This is a genomic window from Paenibacillus sp. FSL H7-0756 (genome assembly GCF_038006765.1).
In the GTDB taxonomy this organism is placed as follows: domain Bacteria; phylum Bacillota; class Bacilli; order Paenibacillales; family Paenibacillaceae; genus Paenibacillus_AQ.
This window is the reverse complement of the sequence record NZ_JBBOVT010000002.1, coordinates 600,968-622,923: the sequence shown is the minus strand read 5'-3', so window position 1 is coordinate 622,923 and position 21,956 is coordinate 600,968. Positions and strand designations below refer to the sequence as shown.

The 21,956-nt window shown below is 50.0% G+C and carries 14 protein-coding genes and 2 pseudogenes; 15 read left to right on the top strand and 1 reads right to left on the bottom strand.

Annotated elements, in window-relative coordinates:
• The first annotated feature begins 211 nt into the window (after positions 1-211).
• From NST04_RS19545 to NST04_RS19475, 15 genes and pseudogenes are all read left to right on the top strand, one after another.
• On the top strand, positions 212-2,524 hold the full coding sequence (locus tag NST04_RS19545; RefSeq protein WP_341185715.1) for a helix-turn-helix domain-containing protein: 2,313 nt from the start codon (positions 212-214) through the stop codon (positions 2,522-2,524).
• Positions 2,525-2,681: 157 nt separating this feature from the next.
• The gene (locus tag NST04_RS19540) at positions 2,682-4,316 is read left to right on the top strand and encodes an extracellular solute-binding protein (RefSeq protein WP_341185714.1); all 1,635 of its coding nucleotides are present in this window, start codon (positions 2,682-2,684) and stop codon (positions 4,314-4,316) included.
• A gap of 83 nt (positions 4,317-4,399) precedes the next feature.
• Positions 4,400-5,248: an ABC transporter permease gene (locus tag NST04_RS19535; protein WP_341185713.1), complete on the top strand. Its 849-nt coding sequence runs from the start codon at positions 4,400-4,402 to the stop codon at positions 5,246-5,248.
• Between the two features lie 15 nt (positions 5,249-5,263).
• The gene (locus NST04_RS19530) at positions 5,264-6,163 is read left to right on the top strand and encodes a carbohydrate ABC transporter permease (RefSeq protein ID WP_341185712.1); all 900 of its coding nucleotides are present in this window, start codon (positions 5,264-5,266) and stop codon (positions 6,161-6,163) included.
• A 39-nt stretch (positions 6,164-6,202) separates the two neighbouring features.
• Positions 6,203-8,041: a hypothetical protein gene (locus NST04_RS19525; RefSeq protein WP_341185711.1), complete on the top strand. Its 1,839-nt coding sequence runs from the start codon at positions 6,203-6,205 to the stop codon at positions 8,039-8,041.
• Positions 8,042-8,254: 213 nt separating this feature from the next.
• A complete protein-coding gene (locus NST04_RS19520) occupies positions 8,255-8,920 on the top strand; it encodes a GntR family transcriptional regulator (RefSeq protein ID WP_341185710.1) in 666 nt (221 codons plus the stop codon).
• 20 nt (positions 8,921-8,940) lie between these two features.
• Entirely contained in the window at positions 8,941-10,629 is a 1,689-nt protein-coding gene (gene ilvD / locus NST04_RS19515) for a dihydroxy-acid dehydratase (protein WP_341185709.1), read from the top strand.
• Positions 10,630-11,029: 400 nt separating this feature from the next.
• Positions 11,030-11,995 carry an ABC transporter permease gene (locus NST04_RS19510; RefSeq protein WP_445667932.1) on the top strand — a complete coding sequence of 322 codons (966 nt, stop codon included), beginning with the start codon at positions 11,030-11,032 and terminating at the stop codon, positions 11,993-11,995.
• A gap of 13 nt (positions 11,996-12,008) precedes the next feature.
• Positions 12,009-12,890 (top strand): carbohydrate ABC transporter permease, encoded by an 882-nt coding sequence (locus NST04_RS19505; protein WP_341185708.1) that lies wholly within the window; start codon positions 12,009-12,011, stop codon positions 12,888-12,890.
• A 38-nt stretch (positions 12,891-12,928) separates the two neighbouring features.
• Positions 12,929-14,422, top strand: a complete 1,494-nt coding sequence (locus tag NST04_RS19500) for an extracellular solute-binding protein (protein ID WP_341185707.1) — start codon at positions 12,929-12,931, stop codon at positions 14,420-14,422.
• Between the two features lie 60 nt (positions 14,423-14,482).
• Positions 14,483-16,339, top strand: coding sequence for a sensor histidine kinase (locus tag NST04_RS19495; RefSeq protein ID WP_341185706.1), 1,857 nt, complete (start codon positions 14,483-14,485; stop codon positions 16,337-16,339).
• Positions 16,320-17,948, top strand: coding sequence for a response regulator transcription factor (locus NST04_RS19490; protein WP_341185705.1), 1,629 nt, complete (start codon positions 16,320-16,322; stop codon positions 17,946-17,948). The genes NST04_RS19495 and NST04_RS19490 overlap by 20 nt, the downstream gene beginning before the upstream one ends.
• A 41-nt stretch (positions 17,949-17,989) precedes the next feature.
• On the top strand, positions 17,990-19,339 hold the full coding sequence (locus NST04_RS19485) for an FAD-dependent oxidoreductase (RefSeq protein ID WP_341185704.1): 1,350 nt from the start codon (positions 17,990-17,992) through the stop codon (positions 19,337-19,339).
• A 187-nt stretch (positions 19,340-19,526) separates the two neighbouring features.
• Complete coding sequence (locus NST04_RS19480) at positions 19,527-20,705, top strand: hypothetical protein (RefSeq protein WP_341185703.1); 1,179 nt, start codon at positions 19,527-19,529, stop codon at positions 20,703-20,705.
• Positions 20,704-21,195 (top strand): annotated as a pseudogene (locus NST04_RS19475) (exonuclease domain-containing protein); the annotation flags it as partial. The gene NST04_RS19480 and the pseudogene NST04_RS19475, both read left to right, overlap by 2 nt.
• 11 nt (positions 21,196-21,206) lie before the next feature.
• Here the strand turns inward: NST04_RS19475 and NST04_RS19470 are convergent.
• Positions 21,207-21,954 (bottom strand): annotated as a pseudogene (locus NST04_RS19470) (alpha/beta fold hydrolase).
• Positions 21,955-21,956: the final 2 nt, after the last annotated feature.

The window sequence follows — 21,956 nt, the reverse complement described above, 5'->3', positions numbered from 1 at the left end:
CAACCAGAGCCGCTAATATAGCGGGTCTCGTATTATTGGGTCAGCCAGAGATTTCTGGTTGGCCTATTTTTATAACTGTCTCACTATAGTGGTAACCGGGAGAACGAGGCTGGCTTATCGTACTCTATGACAGAGTATACAAGAAATTGGAGGTTTAATTTTGAGACATTCTCCTATACCTTTATTGTAAGCGATTGCAAGGAGGCGCATCATGATAACCCCGTTCATAAAGAAACATACGTCCTGGCTGATTTTCGGCAAACGCTTCATGAAATACGGTCTTATATTGGCCATTCTTATGCTAATGATCATTCCGCTGTATTTCAAATCCTATACGCTTGCCAAGCAGCTGACACTGGATAAAAGCGAATCCAAGCTGCTGGACGGCGTGGAATCGTTAGAGCAGCAGGTGCTGCGGGCCCAAACCATTACCAGCCTGCTGCTCCAGGAGGAATCGTTCATGCATTTGTTTTTTCTACAAGGTGTTCCGTCCAGCGGATACTACATGGATATCAAAGTGTTACAGGCCAAATTAAAAACCCTGGCGCTGACCCAGGATATGTATTCCAATGTATATATCCGCTTCAAGGACAATCCGGTATTTATCTCCAACTATATTTCATCGGACGACTATGAAGATGTGTATGCCCGGTACTACCGTTACGGAAACCTCTCGGCGGAAGAGTGGCAGGATCGGCTGTTCGGCGAAAACTACACCATGAAGCTGTTTCCGGCCAAGGAGGTATTCTCTTCTTACTACAGCCGTAAGCCGTTCGACGGCATTACGGCCGTCATTAACAATTCCTATTTCAATGCCATTGAGCAAAAAAGCGTCCTGGCCATCGACATGGACCGTGAGGATCTTGTGGGCAAACTGCTGTATGCGGATCAGACGGATGATCATTTCGTCTACATTGCAGACAAGGAAGGCCGTATTTTACTGTCCCATAATTACGAAACCGGTGATCCGCTGGAAACGGCGGAGACGCTTGGCGAAATTGAGATTTCGGGCAGCAAGTATATCTTGCTTACGCGTTCAAGCGAACGGCTGGGACTTCAGGTCGTAGTCGGCATCCCGGCGGAAGCCTTCGCGGATAATGTTAATTCCTTGCTCGAACTTGTAGTACTCTACGTCCTAGCGGGTATGGCACTTACCATGCTTCTGGCATTCCTTTTTTCGATGAGGGAGACGAACTCCTTGAAGAAGCTGGTAGAGACGGCGGCAAGGTCGACCCAACAGAGCTTTACGCTCCGCAACGAATTCGAGTACCTTGACAATGCCTTTACTGAGATTCATACGCGGAGCGAACAGCAGCAAGGGCGGATCGAGGCATTGAACGATTCCATTAAATATTCCATTGCCAAGCATATGCTAATTCTGGGTGCCTTTACAGAACGGGAAAAGGAAGAAACGGAAAGCTATTTCGGCTCCGCATTCGAGCGGTTTGGTGTGGTGAAGGCCATATACAAGGTGGACGGCCCCCATGCAGGACTGAAAGCCGTGCAGCAAAATATCGGACTGCAGTTGGAGGAACGGTTTAACGCCGTCATGCGCCATCGTCCGCTTGCACTCAATTTTCATACCAACGAGACGGTTTTTATCCTGTTTTTCGATCCGGAGGAAAATGCGGTAGGGCGTTCGGAGATCAAAGTCCGGCTGTCGGAGCTGATCCGGTCGCTCAATGCCGAAACGTCACTGGCGATGACGGTAAGTATCGGCGTCAGCGAAATCATGTCCGGTCCGGAGCAGGCCAAGGCGGCTTATCAGCAAGCGAAATACGCGCTAGGTGTCAACGAGAACGAGGTAGCCAGCGGGGTGTATCTGTTTGAGCTTCCTTCTGTTGATTCCGATATTCGTCCTTCTTTCGACAATGCCTTGCTGCTGAAGCTGCACGATGCCCTGATCGCCGGCGAGACAAGCCTGGTATCGCAAATATTGGATGATTGTCTTGGACTTCTGGCCGACTACTCCCTAACGGAGCAGGAGCAGCTGCAGATCTTTTTCTCCGTCCGGCAGACGGTGTTCAGCGCCCATAAGGTGATCGGCGGAGACAAGAGTGGTTCGGGTGAACAAACACTGACGATTCCGGCTTACGACCAGTCGCAGGATATGATCCGGCTGGCTGACCGCCTGCGGAGGACCGCGTTCGATTTATGCGACATCGTGATAGGCAACAAGAAGAGCAACAACAACAGGCTGAAAACCGACATTTTAAATTATATCGGGGCGCATTATGGAGATGCTAGCCTTTCTGCCGGCAGTATCGCCAGTGAGCTGCTTATTTCCGAAAAATATGTCTTTTCCTTTGTTAAGGAGCAGACCGGTAAAAGCCTGGGCAAATATATTGAAGAAATTCGGCTGCTGAACGCGGAGCAACTGCTTTTAACCACTGATTATTCCAACAACCGGATTTGGAAGCTGTGCGGCTTTGGCAGCGAAAATACATTCTACCGGGCTTTCTCTAAAAAGCACGGTGTAACGCCAACCGTATGGCGGGAGAACCAGTCCAGTCTTACCGACTGACAATGAGGGGAGAATTGCCAGCCCCTCTGATCTTACCCGGTGACAGCGTATAGGAGAAGTAACGGTTTTCACGGTGGAGGCTGCGGGAATACAATCGACCTGTAAGCGATTACAAAAACATTGTGGATCACGCGATCACAAAAGGGAGGAATACCGTTTGACTCAACAGATCAGTAAAGAAAGGAAGGCGCTGTCGGCAGGCTTGCTAGTTCTTCCTATGCTGGGAGCGCTGCTCTCGGCTTGCTCGCAAGGCAATCAACAAGCGAACGAGAGCGGAGAGGGAGGACGCCCCGTCATTACGGTTGCCGTTCAGGCTAATCCGAATGTAGAGGACTATGAAACGAACCATTATACGAAGCTAGTCGAAGATGCGATGAACGTCGATCTGAAATTTCTGGAGCTGCCCAGCCAAGCGGAAGAAGCGTTGACCAAACTTTCGCTGATGGTCTCCTCAGGAGCGGAGCTTCCGGATGTCGTCAACATTTATTTAAATGAATCGACGGTGTTCGATTATGCTGCCAAAGGCGTGTTCGTTCCCCAGGACGATTATTTGAATGATCCGGAGCTTGCTGTCAATTTCAACAAAATACCGGAAAAAGAATTCGTTCGCAGCTCCATGAAGCTGCCTGACGGCAAGGTGTACGCACTGCCTAGATACTCCCCGCAAAAATGGAATGAAGGCTCCAACCGTGCCTGGATCAACAGTGAATGGCTGGAGAAATTGAATCTGGACATGCCGAAAACGACAGATGACCTGTACAACGTCTTGAAAGCGTTTGTAGAGCAGGACCCGAATGGAAACGGCAAGAAGGACGAGGTCGGTTTTGTAGGCTCGCTGAACGGCTGGTCGCAGAACCCGCGCATCTATTTGATGAATGCCTTTATTTACGCTGATCCGGGCAAGAGCTACATGAATGTGAAAGATGGCCGGATCTTCCCGGCTTTCACTCAGCCGGAATGGAAGGAAGGGCTGGAGTTTATGAACAAGCTGGTTAAAGACGGCCTGTTCTCGCCCTTGTCCTTCACCCAGGATGAAACCCAGATGAAGGCGCTTATCAACGTGCCGGGCGGCATGGCTGGCGTGGTTACGGCCGGCAGCTACAGTACATTCGGTCCGGAGCTGAACAACACAATGACGCTGCTGCCCCCGGTCAAAGGTCCTTCCGGCCTGAGCGCGACTCCGTACAGTCCGTCCCTGCCAACCCAGCTGTGGTTCATCACGAAGGACGCGAAGGATCCGGAGCTTGCCTTCAAAGTCGGTGATTATATGCTTAACCCTGAGCTGTCTATCGTCAGCCGTTACGGCGAGAAGGGCGTCGACTGGAGCGATGATCCAGCCGTTGTCGCCGAGTATGTCGGCCCGTTTGAAGACTTGGAGGGAGTACCTGCAGCCATTGCTGAGCTGAATCCGTCCATTTGGAACAACCCGCAAAATAAACACTGGAACGATGCCAATCCCGCTTACCGTTCACTGGAACTGGGGAAAACGGTATCCAATCTCAAGAAGGACGCGGACGATGTACTGCCCAACTGGAGACCTGCATTTGAAGAAGGGTATGTACCGGCTTTCCCGGAAGAAGTCATCGTCAAGCTGAGCTATCTGCCGGAAGAGTTGAAGCAAATTGCCAACAGCAAAACGGCGATCGACAACTACGTGAACGAAAGCGCCGTTGCCTTCATCACTGGCAACCGTCCGCTGTCCCAGTGGGACGATTATATTGCCGAACTGAATAAAATGGGCCTTGAGCAGTATTTGGAAGTCACTCAAGCCGCCTATGACCGGTCGAAGTAGCCATGCGGGGATCCGTACTTAATTGGCTGAAAAAAGAAGTTTTGCCGAGCTGGCAGCTGTACCTGTTTCTCATTCCGGCCACCGTGTACATCATCATTTTTGCTTATGTGCCGATGGCAGGTGTTCAGATTGCCTTTAAAAACTTCAATTTCAATCTTGGAATCTGGGGCAGTGAATGGATCGGATTGGACAATTTCAGGCGGTTCTTCGATTCCTATCAGTTTACAACCCTGATTTGGAACACCATTAGCCTGTCCGTCTATAGTTTGCTGATTTCCTTTCCTTTGCCGATTCTGTTTGCCCTGGTACTTAATTCGTTTACGGGGCTGAAGTTTAAAAAAATCGTACAATCCGTTTCGTATATGCCGCATTTTATCTCAACGGTTGTCATCGTCGGCATGCTGGTTCAGCTGTTCAATCCGCGTACAGGTGCTTTTGGAGCGCTGTATACGTACTTTAGCGGTGAATTACTGGCGGACGCTTTCGCCAATCCGGGCGCTTTCCAGCACTTGTATGTCTGGTCCGGCATATGGCAGGGCATCGGCTGGAGCAGCATCATTTACATCGCCGCCTTGTCTTCCGTTGACGAGCATTTGCACGAGGCCGCTCAAATCGACGGGGCTTCGCGCCTGCAGCGGGTGCGGCATATCGATTTTCCGTCCATTTTACCTACGGCTACCATCATGCTGATCCTTGCGGTCGGCAATATCATGGAAGTTGGATTCGAGAAGGTGTTCCTCATGCAGAATGAATTGAATATTTCGAAAAGCGAAGTTATCTCCACTTATGTATATAAGGTAGGGTTGACTATCGGTTCAGGCGATTTCTCTTTTGCGACTGCGATTGGGTTGTTCAATTCACTCATCAACTTTGTATTGTTGATTATGGTGAACTACGCCGCCAAGAAATTCAGCAATACCAGCCTGTGGTAAGGAGGGAGACCGGCAATGAGCCAGACCAAATTTTCAACGCATCCGACTTCGGATAAAGTGTACTACATCATTTCCGGCTTTATTTTAACTTTTATTCTAATCGCTGTGTCCTATCCGCTTATTTACGTGCTTTCGGCCTCATTCTCTTCCGGCAATGCCGTATCGTCCGGCCAGGTTCTGCTGTGGCCTGTGGATTTCAGTCTGGAAGGTTATGAAGCTGTATTCAAAAACAAAGATATCGTCAGAGCTTACGGCAACACGTTTCTGTATACCATTCTGGGAACGCTGGTGAATGTCAGTGTCGTTATGACCTGCGCCTACGCGCTTTCCAGACCGGGGCTGAAGGGCAGAGGCGGCTTTATGTTTCTGTTCACGTTCACGATGTTTTTCAGCGGCGGCCTGATTCCGTTCTATATATTAATGAAAGACCTCCATCTGATCAACACCATGTGGGCGATGGTACTTCCGGGTGCGTTATCCGTGTACAACATGATTATAGCGAGAACCTTTATCCAGTCTTCCATACCGGGAGAATTGATCGAAGCAACCAGCATAGACGGCTGCAGCGATGCGCGCTTTTTCTTCTCTTTCGTCCTGCCGCTGTCCAAAGCCGTCATCGCGGTCATCACGCTGTTCTCGGCGGTGGGCCACTGGAACGCCTATTTCAATGCTTTGATGTATCTGAATGACCGCTCGCTGTACCCGCTGCAAATTATTTTGCGGGAAATTCTGATCATGAACCAGGTGGATGTGAGCATGATTATGGACCCTGAACTGCAGGTGGCCAAAGCTCAGGCGGCGGCCGTGCTGAAGTACTCCCTGATTGTCGTGGCGACGGTCCCCATTCTATGCGTGTACCCGTTCATTCAGAAATATTTTGTCAAAGGGGTAATGATCGGTTCGCTGAAGGGCTAGGTCTCCCAAAGAAACAGGCAAGGAGTTGAGCCACAGGAAATGAGTCCATTACGAGATTTGCAGCCGCTGTCCGGCGCCGATCTGTATGCATATATCGACGCGATGGAGCGGCCGGCGGCTTTCGAACCAACCGGTTTCTCCAAGGATATCTATCTTGATCTGATGGAAGGGTCGATTCAGGAATACGGGCTGGAGCAGGCAGACAAGAGCTGGGGAACGGACCCGCAGGGGCGTCCTGAAGATCTTCAGACCTATTGCCGCGTGGTCTCTGTTGTGGCAGGGTTGATGGCGGGCGGACGCAAGCTTGAGCTTTTTCCGCTATGGGAGAGCATGATGGACACGGGCTGCCGGGAACTGCCGCGAACGACAGGCAATCAGATGGCCGATTTCAGTACCAAGGAGCTGCTGCTGGCCTATAAGGCGATGAAGCCGCATGTTTCCGCAGAACAATCCGTAAGATGGAAAAATGAATTGGCCCACATTGAGCCTGCGGTCAATTATGTGTATACACTGGCTTCCGTATCCAGACCTGAACAGCTGCACAATATCAATATTTACAACATGGCCGGCGAGTATTTACGCGAAACGGAGGGGATGACAAGCGCCGCCGGTTATTTGGCCGAGCACTGGCCGGTGCAGCTGCGGAAATTCGACGGGAACGGGATGTATATGGACCCGGGCTGTCCGCTGTTGTACGATCTGGCGGCCCGCTGCCACATCCAGCTGATCTTGGTGGCCGGGTACCGTGGAGCGTTTCATGAAGAACTGAACCGCAAGCTGGCGGCCGGCGGAATGATGACCTTGTTCATGCAATCCGCCGCCGGTCAGTTTCCCTACGGAGGGCGCAGCAGCCAGTTCCAGTTCAATGAAGCGCTGGCGGCAGCGTGCGCGGAATTTGAAGCCGCCCGGTATCGGCGGCTGGGCAGGCACAAGCTGGCCGGCGCTTTCAAACGAAGCGCCAGACTGTCGGCGCAGGCTATCTTGCGCTTCGTCCGTGATAGCACGCCGCCGCGCCATGTCAAAAATCACTACGGCATCCGTTCCGGTTACGGGACGGAATCCTACGGATATTATGACAAGTATATGATTACGCTAGGCAGCTTCGCTTACATGGCCTATCTGTCCGCGGAGGATGATATTGCCGAAGAGCCTTGTCCTGCCGAGTGCGGGGGATATGTGCTGGCGACCTCGGAGCATTTCCACAAAGTGTTTGCCTCTGCCGGAGGCCAATCCGTGCAATTGGATACTGCCGCTGATCACCATTACGACTCCACGGGACTGGGAAGATATCACCGTCAGAGTGTTCCCACGGAACTGGCATTGTCCAGTCCGCTGTGTGCCGCGCCTGAATACCGGCTGCCCGGAGGGGTCAGGTCCCTGAACGTTGCGATTGGTCCGGGCTGGGAGCGGCAGGACGGGACAGTAGTATATCTGGCAGATTTGAGCGGCGGGCTGGAGCATGAACTTCAGGTCATCCGGCAAAACAGCGGCCGTGTGGAGTTCAGGATCACTTATCGCGGTCAGGGTCTGCCGGAAGACGGACGGGTGACGGAACGATACGCTTTGTCGGAGGATGGCTTGGAGATTGTTTCCGAGCTTGCTGTGCAGGATGCGGGACCTATTCTTTACCGGGTGCCCCTGTTCTGCAGTAATGGACAGGAATCGAGCGTGATAACGGCGGAGCGGCATGCCGTAAATGTCGCGCTGGGCCCCTTCCGCTATACCGTTGGCGCAACCGGCTGCTCCTTCGGGATAGAGGAAGAACACTACGGAAACCGGAACGGGGAATACCGTCTGGCAGTGATCCGGTCGCCCGGCCCATCCCTGAGTCTTCGGCTTAAATTATGGACGGAAGATAATAGAAAGATATTGGATTAAAGCGAAAAAATGGAAGGCTTAGGCCGCCAAGCGATTGAACTAACCATTCAGCAGGCTGCTTAGATGACGGGGTTAAGCGTACATACCCTAGTCTCCTGGAGTTCATACATTACCTTTATCAAAACAACTCTTTATGAGTTGTTTTTTTCTTGCTTTAAATATATGTATGCGATATATTGCATATAAGGAAATTGAGAAGTGAGGAAGATAACTATGCCAGTACCTAAAAATTTTGTCTCACCTGCACGGATGTCTGCGAAAGAAAGAGCCTTCTCCCAGATTCAACGATGGATTATCGACGGTACACTGCAGCCCGGGGAAAAACTGTTTGACGCCGAATTGGCTGAGTCGCTTGGTGTAAGCCGCACACCGATCCGGGAAGCCTTTCAGCTACTCGAAGTACAAGGGCTCGTATCTACTCATCCTGGTAAAGAAACCAGAGTACAGGAGATTGAGAAGGATGACATCTTCAAGATGTATTCAACGATGGCGGCTCTTCAGGCTTTAGCGGCTGAAACTACCGCAAAAATTATTATTCCAGAACAAATTGAGCAACTGCGGGCACTTAATTTAGAATTTGCCAGTGCCATTAATAGCGGTCAGCCTTACCAGGCCATGGAGGCGGATGAACAGTTCCACAATCTGATTGTAGAGCTGTCTGATAATCCCTATATCGCTTCATTCAGCGCATCCCTTCAGATTCATATCCGGCGCTTTAAATACGTGTTCTTAGAGCGGCCGATTACGGAGACACAGGCTTCAGTCGATGAGCATGGTTTAATTATTGCAGCGTTCGAGAAGAATGATTCTGATCGTGCTCAGGCAATGATGAGGCAAAATTTCATCCGTCCGATGCAGGAACTGCACGGATTACTTTAAGCAGACAGGAGCGGAGACAAATGGTGAACGGAAAAGATCTGCGTATTAACAGCAAGGTAATCAGCGAGGGTGTCAACCGGGTGCCGAACAGAGCGATGCTGCGTGCTGTTGGTTTTACAGATGAGGATTTCAAAAAACCGATGATTGGCGTAGCCAGCACCTGGAGTGAGGTCACCCCGTGCAATATGCATATCAATGAATTGGCTGTTCAAGCCAAACAAGGGGTGCGTAACCATGGTGGTGCTCCGCTTATTTTTAATACGATTACAGTCTCTGACGGTATTTCAATGGGGCATGGAGGCATGCTGTTCTCACTGCCAAGCAGGGAAGCCATCGCGGATTCTATCGAGATTGTAACAGGAGCTGAGCGCTTTGACGGCCTGGTGGCCATCGGTGGCTGCGACAAGAACACGCCTGCCTGTCTGATGGCGATGGGGCGGTTGAATGTCCCTTCCGTGTACGTATACGGCGGAACGATTCTGCCCGGAAAGCTCGACGGTAAAGACGTCGATATTGTAACGGCCTTCGAAGCGGTAGGCCAATATCATGAGGGGAAAATAACCGATGAACAGCTCCATAAGGTAGAGTGCAGCGTTTGTCCGGGTCCAGGCTCTTGCGGCGGCATGTACACCGCCAACACAATGGCCGCTGCGGCGGAAGCCATGGGCATGAGCCTTCCCGGTTCGTCCTCTACGCCGGCCGTTTCGCCTGATAAAGCGGCAGAATGTGCGGCGGCGGGCAGACAAGTCATAGCGCTGCTGGAGCAGGAGATTTACCCGAAAGACATCATGACCAAAAAAGCGTTTGAGAACGCCATTACGGTCGTTATGGCTTTGGGAGGTTCAACCAATGCGTTCCTGCATTTGCTCGCTATTGCGCATTCGGCAGGCGTAGATTTAACCTTGGATGATTTTGAGCGGATACGCCTGCGTGTTCCCCATTTGGCAGATCTGAAGCCAAGCGGCCAATATGTAATGCAGGATTTGAACGAAATTGGCGGTATTCCCGGCGTGATGAAGCTATTACTCGCTGAGGGACTTCTTCATGGTGATTGCCTGACAGTCACAGGTAAGACCTTGGCAGAGAATCTGGCGGAAGCAGCTCCACTTAGAGACGATCAGAAGATTGTCCGTCCATTGAAGCAGCCGCTGAAGCCAAATGGACCATTAGTTGTACTTAGAGGTAACCTTGCCCCTGAAGGCGCCGTAGCCAAAATGTCAGGCATGAAGAAGCTCCGGTTTGACGGGCCGGCCAAGGTGTATGACAGTGAGGAGGCCGCAACGGAAGCGATTTTAAGAAATGAAATCCACAAAGGCGATGTACTGGTTATCCGTTATTGTGGTCCAAAGGGCGGTCCAGGCATGCCGGAGATGCTGTCTGTTACTGCATTAATTGTAGGTAAGGGTCTTGGCGGGGAAGTGGCCCTAATTACGGATGGAAGGTTCTCAGGTGGCTCGCATGGATTCGTAGTCGGACATGTCTCACCTGAAGCGCAGGTAGGTGGACCGATCGCGCTACTGAGAAGCGGAGACCTCATCACTATCGACAGCGAAACGCAGCAGATTAACTTTAACGTGACAGAAGAGGAGCTGAGTGCCAGGGCTCAAGCATGGGTACAGCCTCCGCTAAAAGTTAATTCAGGCGTGCTGGTCAAGTATGCAAGATTAGTCTCCTCTGCATCTAAAGGGGCGGTGACTGACCAAGCATAGATAGCGATCAGGCGGGAGAGATGAGCTTGATATAGTTCATTTCAAATCCGAAAGAAAAGGTGCTGCACTCTTTACTTAGAGGACAGCACCTTTTCAACTTAACAAGCGCTTAAAGCTTTCTCAATTCCTGCTGAGTATCGTCTGGATCGAACCGCTGCAGCAGGATCGTTGTGCACACCGTTAACTAATAGCTCACATATCCCAACCCGAACATGAATTCGGGTTGTTTTTTGCGTTAAGTTGATGAGTTTGGGTGTGGAATATGGTTGTTCCCGGCCAAGTGGTCAAGAAATTCACCTAAAAGGTCATGCAAATGCCCTTAAAGCAAATGCCAAACGGCAGGTACAATGAGGATGTCACACGGATAAGAGATTATGACTAAGGGTAAAGGAGGTATCCTATGGATTCAGATTTGGCAGCGGCGGATCGGCAGCCCGAGAACCATCCCCTTCGTACGGTCAAGCCGGCGCGGTTTCAGGCCCTGAAAAAGTACTGGGATTTATACCTGATTATGCTGCCGGGGCTCGCGTATTTTATCATTTTCAAGTATGTGCCAATGGGAGGCATCATCGTTGCCTTTCAGGATTTTAGCGCCTTTGCCGGCATCCGCGGCAGCGAATGGGTGGGACTTACGCATTTTAAAAATATGTTTACGGACAGCGAGTTTTACACGGTATTCAAAAATACGCTGCTGATCAGTTTATACAAGCTGATCTGGGGATTTCCGGGTCCAATCATCCTGGCCTTGATGTTGAATGAAGTCCGGCACATGCTGTATAAGCGCGGGGTCCAGACGCTTGTCTATTTACCGCATTTTCTGTCCTGGGTCATCATCGGAGGTATCCTGGTCAACGTGCTGTCCCCGGCAACGGGCATCGTCAATCAGCTTCTGGGCATGATCGGTTTGGAGCCGATCTTCTTCCTGGGCAGTCAGGAATGGTTCAGAACGGTGCTTGTGGTCAGCGATATCTGGAAGGAAGCGGGATGGGGGGCCATCATCTATCTGGCTGCGCTGGCATCGATCGATCCACAAATCTACGAGGCCGCTGTCGTAGACGGCGCGAGCAAGTGGAAGCAGTTGATCCACGTCACCCTGCCATCGCTCATCGGGACCATCGTGATCCTGTTCGTATTGCGCTTGGGAAGCGTTCTGGATGTCGGCTTCGAACAGATCTTTGTGCTCTACAATCCGCTGGTATACAATGTGGCCGATGTTATCGAGACTTATGTATACCGGACCGGAATCACGCAGGGTCAATTCAGCTTTACTACCGCTGTCGGGTTGTTCAAATCGGTCATCAGTCTGATATTGGTCGTCCTCGCCAACAAAGCCGCCAGAAAGCTTGGCCAGGACAGCTTATGGTAGAGGGGGTGAATCTATGAGACTTACTAGGGGGGAACATCTGGCATCGAGGCTTAATTACCTGGCCCTGGGTTTCATTGCACTGCTTGCGCTTCTCCCATTCCTGCATATCGTGGCCCAGTCCTTCAGCAGTCATCAGGCGATAACCTCCGGCAGGGTGACGTTATGGCCGGTGGATTTCAGTTTCGAAGCGTATGTGAAGGTACTGCGCGAACAGGCTTTTTTGAATGCCTTCAAGGTCAGTTTACTGCGCACGGTCATCGGCACGATGTTGAATGTGGTGATCACTTGTATGCTGGCCTATCCGCTGTCCAAGGCTTATATTAAAGGACGATCAGCCATCATGTTCCTGATTGTGTTCACGATGCTGTTTAACGGGGGCATGATTCCAACCTTTCTGGTCGTGAAAGCGACCGGGCTGCTGAATTCCTTCTGGGTCTATATCATTCCTGGAGCAGTTAGCGCGTTCAATGTTATTATTATGAAAAATTTCTTTCAAGGCGTGCCGCCTGAATTGGAAGAATCCGCCAAGATTGACGGCTCCTCCAATATCGGAACGCTCATCCGGATCGTCGTTCCGTTATCCATGCCGGTCATTGCCACGATTACCTTGTTCCATGCGGTCGGACATTGGAACGCCTTCTTTGACACCGTCCTGTATGTGACGGACCGGAATCTTTTCCCGCTGCAGGTGTATTTGCGTGAGCTGATCATGTTCAATCAATCGAACATCAGCAATAACAACGGGTACTCCGCCAATATCGACAGCACCCTGCTGGCCTTGGAGTCCTTAAAGGCTGCGGCGCTGATTGCCAGCACGGTTCCGATCCTGATCGTGTATCCGTTTCTGCAGAAGCATTTTGTCAAAGGGATTATGCTTGGATCCGTAAAAGGCTAGAACGGCATGTAACATGAAAAAAGAGAGGGGATTGTGATATGAAAGTCTCAATCTTTGCAAAAAGATCCGTATCCATCCTGGCGGTGACTTCCATGCTGCTGGTGTCCGCGTGTTCATCCGGCACGAAGGAGGAAGGAGCCGAAGGGAAGGAAAAACGCCAGGCCATTGATATCGTATTAAGCAATGCCGGACGGAAGTTCCCGCCGGGCATGGACGAGAACAATAATCCTTATATTGATTACATCCGTGAGAACACGGGCCTGGACATCAAGCTGATCACGCCTCCTGCGGACGGTTACGGGGATGCCCTGAACGTGATTATGGCCTCCGATGATCTGCCCGATATGCTCCTGTCCTATGATGCCAATTGGTTCGAAAGCTATGTCCGGCAGAAGGCCCTTACCCCTCTGAATAATTTAATCGACGAATACGGACCGAATTTGAAGAAAAGTATCCCGGAGGAAGCCTGGAAGGTTGTCACTGTGGACGGAAAGATCTATGCGATTCCCGGCCTGAACCCGATCCCGGGCAATGAAATCATGTTTGCACGCAAGGATTGGCTGGACCGTCTGGGGCTCAAACCGCCGACAACGCTGGAAGAATACAAACAGGTGATTCGCGCTTTTGCGCAGGATGATCCGGACGGAAACGGCAAAAACGATACGTTTGGTCTGATCCTGCAGGAAAACCTCGGCAGAGTAGCTCCGTTTATCGGGGCATGGGGAATCCAGCGGGGCCAATGGACTGAACGGGACGGGCAATTGGTGAATTCCAGCACACTGCCGGAAATGAAGGAAGCACTAAGCTATCTTGCCGGTCTCTATAAGGAAAAGCTGATTGATCCCGAGTGGGCTTTAAATAAGATGGCCAATGTTGACGAGAAAGTCGCCAGCGGCAAAGTGGGTCTGTTCTCCGGGAACTGGTATGATACCCGCGGCCCGATCCTGACCAACCAGAAAAATGATCCCAATGCCGAGTGGATTACCCTCGAATATCCAACCGGACCTGACGGGAAGCAGGGAACCTGGGGCAATAGCTATGTTTCCGGATTTAATGTGATTCCGGTTACGAGCAAACATCCGGAGGCTGTCATTAAGATGCTTGATTTCATGATCGGAGACGGATACCGCACACTCATGCTCGGATTTGAGGGCGAGGTATGGAATATGGAGGACGGGAAGGTGGTTACGAACTTTGATGAGCACAACAAGCATATTTACCGGCTAACGCTCGGCGAAGCGATTGTACCGTTCAATTCTGAAGTATCCAGAGAACGTCTGGACTCGCTCGGTATGGAGTTTAAGCTGAATGAGATTGTCGACAAGATTAACAAGGTTGCCATCCGTAATCAATATCTGGGCGTACCGACGCCTGGAATGGGTAAATACGGGCCTAAGCTGTCCAAAATGGAGGTCGAAGCCTTCACGAAAATCATCATCGGCCAGCAGCCGGTAGACAGTTTTGATCAATTTGTTGAAGACTGGAAGAAAAACGGCGGCGAAGAAATGACGAAGGAAGTCAACGGGCAATAAACAGGACGGATAACGGGGTCTAAGCTATAATGAAGGCAGCATGTATCGTGGGGGAATCGTATGAAGTGGCTGACGCAATTCCGCAGCGTCTTGAAGCAGTCGATACAGTTTAGGCTAACCTGTTATTTTCTTCTCATCCTGCTGCCGCTGGTGGCGTTCAGCATGTTTGCCAATGTAAAGTCTCAGCGGATTTTGGAGCAGGAGCTTGGCGAGCGCACGCTCAGTGCCATGAACTCCGCTTTGGAGTTTGTTGACTTGACCTTAAAGAGCATCCATAATCTGTCCACCTTGATCGCAACCGATACTAATTTATCCACCCTGCTGTCTCATCAGGAGAAGACCCTGACCTCCGGGGCGATTATGGACTTCACGCGTGTCATGGAAGAGATTACGAATATAACCATGGTCAATGAATATTTAAGCGACGCCATGATTTATCATCGTCCCTCCAACTCGCTGATCGCAACCAAGCTCGGGCTGCTGCACCGTGAATCCCAAGGCCCTGAACCATGGTACGATGAAGCACTGAAGGCAAATGGCGCAAGCATATACTACTTGTCAGAACGCCATGAAGAGAATTTGTCTGGACTCCCGGATCCTATCTATAACCGGAATCAGCTTATTATGATGAGACTTATGGATTTCTATCGCGCCGAAAAAGGCGAAAATGTTCTCATGCTGTCGATTTCGAAGAATCAGTTGCTCCGCTCGCTGTCCCATTTGCTGGCGAACAGCAGCTCCAAGGTCTATCTGTTTGATGCCCGGGAGCGGTTGATCGTATCGAATGCTTCTACAGAAGAAACGTTGTCTTTCGAATGGAGGGACGTCCAGCCAGGCAGTGTTGTTGTCCGGGTAACCCCGGAAACGGATGAGAAAAATTTGATTCTGCGGGTGACTTCTCCCCGAAGCGGATGGTCGCTGCTGCTGATCCAGCCCGAGCGTGAGATTTATGATAAGTCGAGGCCGCTGCAAATTTTTGCGTACTGCATTATTGCACTCAGCATCGTGCTTGCCGTCTGGATTGCCTGGTTTATCTACAGCGGAATTGCTTCTCCGATATCAAGACTTGTGTCCGGTATGCGGCAGCTGCGTAAAGGCAATCTGAATATCAGGCTGGAGAACGGGCGGCAGGACGAGTTGGGGTATTTAACGGATGCTTTCAACGAAACGGCGAGTCAGCAGCGTCATCTGATCAAGGATATCTATGAGCAACAGCTCAGAATGACCAAGACGGAGCTCAAATTTCTGCAGGCTCAGATTAATCCCCACTTCTTGTACAACACGCTGGATTCGATTTATTGGACGGCCAAAAATTATGAAGCGGAAGAGATCAGTACAATGGTGCTCAACTTGTCGAACTTCTTCAGGCTGAGTTTGAGCAAAGGGCAGGAGTCGTTTACGGTGGAGGAAACGTTCAAGCACCTTCATTACTATATTCGCATTCAGCAAATCCGTTTTGCCGACCGGTTTACGGTGGAGTACTGCGCTTCTGAGGATAGCCATCATTTGCATATTCTGAAGCTGCTGCTTCAGCCGCTGGTTGAGAATGCCATATTGCATGGATTGGAGAAACGAAAAAAAGGCGGAACCTTAAGCATCCGCACCGATGTGTCTAATGACCGGCTGATCATCCAGGTAACCGATAATGGAAGAGGGATTCCAGGGCCGAGGCTTATGCGGATTCAACAGGCCTTGGCAAGAATCAGATTCGGGGATTACACGACGCCCCCCGAGAAGAACTCCGAGTTTTTTGCGCTGCTCAATGTCCAGGCTCGAATCGCCATTTACTATGGGGAGACGGCGGAATTGAAGATCGTCAGCGGGGAAGGGAACGGAACGGTGGCGGTCATCGATTTACCGGCAGACCGCTGCCGGGAGGAGAGAGGGGAAGCGGAACATGAATCTCATGATTGTTGAAGATGAAATTCGAATTTTGAATAGTCTGGCCAACAATATACCGTGGAATGAGCATGGCATCGAAGTGGTAGCGCTTGCCGAGAACGGCTTGGAAGCGCTATCCATGATCGAACGCAGGAAGCCCGATATCGTGCTGCTCGATATCGAGATGCCGGAGATGGACGGGTTAACCTTGGCGAGAACGGTGCTGCAGCAGGAAACGCACATGAAATTCGTGATTTTAAGCGGCCATGACGATTTCCCGTATGCGCAGGCTGCTGTGGGGCTTGGCGTCATGAAGTACTTGCTGAAGCCGGCCGGAGACGATGAAATCTTGAAGGCTATTCTTGCGGCTGCGGAAGAGATCCGAGAGGAACTGATGGAAAAGCACAGTATGATTGAGCTGGAGCGGAAATGGCATGACCGCCTGCCTCAGCTCCAGGATGATTTTTATAGAAACTGGATACAGGGCCGGTATGCGGACTGGGAGCTCAAGAAGCATATGGAGGAGCTGAATCTGGAGCTTGCCCTCTATAGCTGGTTTGCTGTAGCCGTATGTGAAATCGATCCGATTCACGAGCAAGGAGAACGATTTACGTCTTCGGATCAGGCGTTGCTGCAGTTTTCGCTGGAATGCATAGCGGCTGAATGTTTGCAGCATGAAGACTGCCGGGTCTTTAATGATGCGGACGGAGCAACCGTGCTGCTCTTTTTGGGACAACCGGAGGAATCGGCTCCAGATATCATTCAGCGGATTAATGTTCACGTTCCCCGTCTCTTCAACATTGTTAAAGAGTGTCTGAAGCTTACCGCCAGTGCCGGACTAGGGACCCCAGGCTCATGGGACCATGTTTCGCTGTCCTATCGGCAGGCACGCCGTGCACTGCAGGAGCGGGCCATTTACGGACATGAGGTGTTCGTTCCTTACCTGGACGTAACCAACAAAGAGCAGCCGTTTCATTATGACGCTGAATTCGAAAAGCAGCTGGAGATTGCGGTTCATACGGATCACGCAGCAGCGGTTGCTGAGCTGATAGACTGCTATTTCAAGAACGTATACTCCCAGGCTGTCTCAACCCAAAAGGTATACGAGCATTTGCTGTATTTGAGCAGCTTATTTACACGTATGATTCAATCGCGGGGCTGGTCGATGCAAGAGGTGCTGCAAGAGGATTATTCGATGTTTCTGTCCTTTGAATCCCTGCTCTCCAAAGAGCAAATTGTGGAATGGTCCAAAAGAGTGGCCAGCCGCATTACCCAATACCGGGAACGCGAGCGAAAGCATTCAAGCCATCGGCTCGTTAAACAAATGATTGAGGCTGTGGAGGAAATGCTGGGGAAAGAAGAACTGACCTTGCACACGCTGGCCGAAAGATTATATGTCAATCCCTCTTACCTTAGCCGGCTCTTTAAGCGGGAGGAAGGGAAATCCATTTCGGAATATCTCCTGAAGCGGAGTATGGAGCACGCCAAAGAGCTCTTACACAGCGGCGTTAAGGTGTATGATGCAGCAGAAGCGGCAGGATACCGTGATGTCAGCTATTTTGCCAGAGTATTTCGTAAATATTGGGGCGTAGCCCCGAGTGAATTAAAGAAACAAGAGCGTTCGGTCTCACCGCGTTCGATGTAAGCTGAAGCTGCAATGGAAGAAATCAGGTGGAGGTGGTCAGAATGACCGATATGGCATTAACCGTTAAAATACCCGAGCGCGATATTCCTGTCTACACAGAAGTGGATGTTGTCGTTGCCGGAGGAGGACCGTCAGGAGTAGCGGCAGCGCTCGCAGCGGCAAGAAACGGGGCATCTGTATTGCTGATCGAGCAAAGAGGATACCTGGGCGGTATGGCGACGGTCTCTCAGGTTCCTGCATTTTGCCCGTATACCGATCAGGTCAAGGCGGTCATCCGTGGGATTGGGCTGGAAATTCTGCTTGATATGAAGAGCAGGATGGAGGAGAGGTTTCAGGAAGCATGGAAGGACCGGCTGGATTGGGTGCCGATTGATGCGGAAATTCTAAAACGCCTATTGGACGAGAAGATGATGGAGGCTGGCGTTAAAGTGCTGTATCATACGTTCGTCGGTCAAGTTCTTGGGCAGGACGGCATCCTTGAAGCGGCGGTCATTACCAACAAGACCGGAACCCAGGCGGTGAAGGGGAAGATATACATTGATGCAACGAGCGATGCGGATCTTACCTATCTTGCGGGCGGGCAGTTCGCCAAAGGTGGAGATGATGGAGAGCTGCAGCCGGGGACGATGTGCTTCGTTCTAAATAACCTGGACCGGAACAAATTTCTCTCAAGTGCTGAGACGCACAGTCATGATCTGAAACATGCGATCAACAAGGCGAAGAGTGAAGGGCGGTTACGCGTCGCCAGAGATTGGGCCGGTATTTCCTGGATAAACGATCATACGGCAGGCTTCAATTTCGGGCATGTATTCGGAATTGACGGCTCCAATACGGATGATCTGACCCGCGGAGCAATCGAAGGCCGCGCACTTGTTGAACACATTACCGGTTGGCTGAGGGAAGCGATTCCCGGATTTGAGAACGCTTTCCTGACGTTGACGGGCGAACAGATCGGGATTCGGGAAACCCGCCGGATCATCGGCGATTATATCGTCACCGCCGACGATTTTCTGGCGTGCCGTTCGTTCCCGGACGATATTGCCCGAAATGCCTACTTTATTGATATTCATATGGCAAAGCCTACGAGCGGCATGACGATGGTACGTCTATCTCCGGGAGAGTCGCACGGCATTCCTTATCGCGCCTTGCTTCCGGCCGGTATTCAGAACGTAATCGTAGCCGGCAGAGCGATATCAACCGATCGAGCGGCCCAAGGCTCCACCCGGGTTATGCCGAATTGCTTTGCAATGGGCGAAGCCTCCGGTACGGCCGCGGCGATTCTGGCCGAGACAGGCACGCGGGAAACGCGCAGTATCGACATCACTGAGCTACAGCGCAGACTTGTCCGCCAAGGCGCATGGTTAGGAGAGCAGATCAATGAGCGGTACTAGGAAATAAGAAGGCTGAGCCCAAAGTCATATTTTTGACTTAGGCTCAGCCTTTTGCTGTTTCAAACCAATATGTACGATGTCTGAATAACAAAAGGCATAGTCCCGGAGCGATGGGTCTATCGATTCGAATTACAAATGTCGATAATATTATGTATTCCAATCAAAAAGGAAAGTTGAGGTTTTCGTTTTGAAAAAGAAGTTAATCAGTTTCACGGTTGCTGCCCTGGTTTTTGCAAATGTTGGTGGGGTGGTGTCTGCTAAGAATTATGAATCCTTACCAATAGCGGTTTGGACTCAAACACCGAATGAAGATTACATACCGATTCAACCAGAGAGTTATTATGTGCCGGAACAAGAAACGCTGTACTTACATGTTGGAGAAGAAAGATTCTCTGAGACAAAAGTTTGGTCACCTGATACAATCCGAGCCGTAGATCCCAAAACCGGAAAGGTGAAATGGGTATTCTCGTTTGCAAAGGCAGGATACGGATGGCCAAGTACAGAATATCCTTTTGCTTATGCACCAGACGGTACGGTATACGCCTATTTCTCATTTCCAGGAGTTCTTTATTCTGTGAGCCCTGCAGGGAAGGAGAATTGGAGTAAGCGTGTAGGACAAGATCTAGGGGCATTTGACGGCAAGTTATATCGCATGAGTGACGGAAACTTAATTATTGCAGGTCAGAAATCGAATACAATCGGTGCAGAAACGGTGCAACTACTCTCTTTTGATAAAAATGGCAAGCAGAAAGCAAGTAAGGTGGTATCCGGAAAGTTAACTACCGTGTCGAAGAACCAAATCGCCATAGAGATGTTAACCAAGCAGGGCAATGCTCAAAAAGTTGAAGTGTACAATTCATCCTTACAGCGCTCATTCCAATACACCTTCCCAAAGGGAGCAGGCGTCAGCTTTTATACTGATTTTGCACTCGATGATGGCACTTTTGTGTTTTCAGTACATCAAGCAAATACGCAGAAACTTATAGCTTTATCTCCAAAAGGCTCCGCTATCTGGGGAAGAACAATCGATCCACTTGGGTTTGCTTTCCAAGCCGGGGATCATTACATGGTATTTAATCCTAAAACCAAAAAATTAAGCTTGTTCAACCAGAAGGGTTTAGTAAAGGATAGAGTACTAGCGAATTTTAATATGCCTGAGGGTGACGGTCTGCCAACAGCGAAGAAAACGATAGAAGGAAACCTGTATGTCGATTTGCTTACCTCCCAGTATATTTTAGATGCAAAAACGTTGGCCTCTATTCACGAATTTTATGGAATAAAAGGAACTATATTAGATTATCGTGAGAATAGTGTCTTAGTATACGACTGGAATGAAGATAGGATCTCAAAGCATCTATTGAAATAATGACCGCAAAAGACAAAACGAAACTATTGAGATCGGAGCCGTAAAACTCAATGAAAGACTGAAGACTGTGAGCGATTTTCAAATTTTTGTAAATCCCGCATTAAGCCCACAGCTTTCTGATTTTTGTAAACAGCTTACCTCCATCTCTCAGGCGGATGTGGATGCTGCAATGTATTTTCCGCAGGCAATAAGTCAATTTCAAGAGTGGATAGGCAATGAACCTCATGTCCTCTGCTCCTGGGGATTTTATGATAAAAACCAGTTGCAGAAGGATTGTGCACTACATCAAATCGCAAGTGAATGGACGGATAACCATATCAGTCTCAAGCATCAGCACGGGAGAATGATTGGTAAGGAGAGGGGAGTAGGCATGGAAAGAGCCTTAACTATGCTTAAACTGCCGCTTGAAGGTACTCACCATAGAGGTATCGATGATGCCAAGAACATTGCGAAAATCTTCGTTAAAATTTTTGACCAATTGAAGTTTTGATAATATAGGGTTCATACTGTTGTCTTTAAAAAATCAATCATTTTCCTGTTCATAGTTTCTGCATCCTTGCCAAGCCAGATCAAATGTCCCCATGATTCAAAAAGACAAAGCTCGGCTTGCGGAATGAGTTCAAAGGCTGCATGAGCGTGCTCAGGTAAAACGGCCTGGTCATATTTACTATGTATAATCAGAGTAGGACATAATATTGCAGGTAGACCGGAAGGTTCAAACAAAGCTAGCTGCTCAAGATCTAGCATAAATCCATGCCCTGAGCGCTGGCGTTGATTCATGGCAACAAATTGTTTAACATCTTCTTGGGTGAATTGTTGTATGACTTGGCTGACCGGAAGGCTACTGAAGGAAGGAATCATCTGCTTCAGCATGAATTTCGAAAAGCTGCGGCTGAAGACGGAGAGCAGTTTCCTAGTGATAGCGGGCAGCAAAAGTTAAGCCAGAGGGGCCTCCGGCAGATACAGCGATAATATGCACTTTAGTAAGATTCAAATGATCCAGTAATTGCTCATATGCTTCACAAGCAGCATCTAATGAGCTTCCAAGCTCTTTGCTTGTTCGGCCATAACCGGGCCGCGATGGTGTAATAATGGAATACCCGTTCTCCAGGAGAATTTCATAGCCAAAATCCTCCTGGCAGTTGGAATGTCCGCCATGAAGAATGAACACAGGTTCACCTCTTCCCGCAACTGTATACTCAATAACCGCTCCTGTTTCCAGCTTGAATGTTTGGGCAATTCTTGGCATAT

Bases quoted from the DNA above. Each gene is read 5' to 3' on its own strand.
- NST04_RS19545 (WP_341185715.1), top strand. From the start codon at position 212: ATGATAACCCCGTTCATAAAGAAACATACGTCCTGGCTGATTTTCGGC.
- NST04_RS19530 (WP_341185712.1), top strand. From the start codon at position 5,264: ATGAGCCAGACCAAATTTTCAACGCATCCGACTTCGGATAAAGTGTAC.
- NST04_RS19525 (WP_341185711.1), top strand. From the start codon at position 6,203: ATGAGTCCATTACGAGATTTGCAGCCGCTGTCCGGCGCCGATCTGTAT.
- NST04_RS19520 (WP_341185710.1), top strand. From the start codon at position 8,255: ATGCCAGTACCTAAAAATTTTGTCTCACCTGCACGGATGTCTGCGAAA.
- ilvD (WP_341185709.1), top strand. From the start codon at position 8,941: ATGGTGAACGGAAAAGATCTGCGTATTAACAGCAAGGTAATCAGCGAG.
- NST04_RS19510 (WP_445667932.1), top strand. From the start codon at position 11,030: ATGGATTCAGATTTGGCAGCGGCGGATCGGCAGCCCGAGAACCATCCC.
- NST04_RS19505 (WP_341185708.1), top strand. From the start codon at position 12,009: ATGAGACTTACTAGGGGGGAACATCTGGCATCGAGGCTTAATTACCTG.
- NST04_RS19500 (WP_341185707.1), top strand. From the start codon at position 12,929: ATGAAAGTCTCAATCTTTGCAAAAAGATCCGTATCCATCCTGGCGGTG.
- NST04_RS19495 (WP_341185706.1), top strand. From the start codon at position 14,483: ATGAAGTGGCTGACGCAATTCCGCAGCGTCTTGAAGCAGTCGATACAG.
- NST04_RS19490 (WP_341185705.1), top strand. From the start codon at position 16,320: ATGAATCTCATGATTGTTGAAGATGAAATTCGAATTTTGAATAGTCTG.
- NST04_RS19485 (WP_341185704.1), top strand. From the start codon at position 17,990: ATGACCGATATGGCATTAACCGTTAAAATACCCGAGCGCGATATTCCT.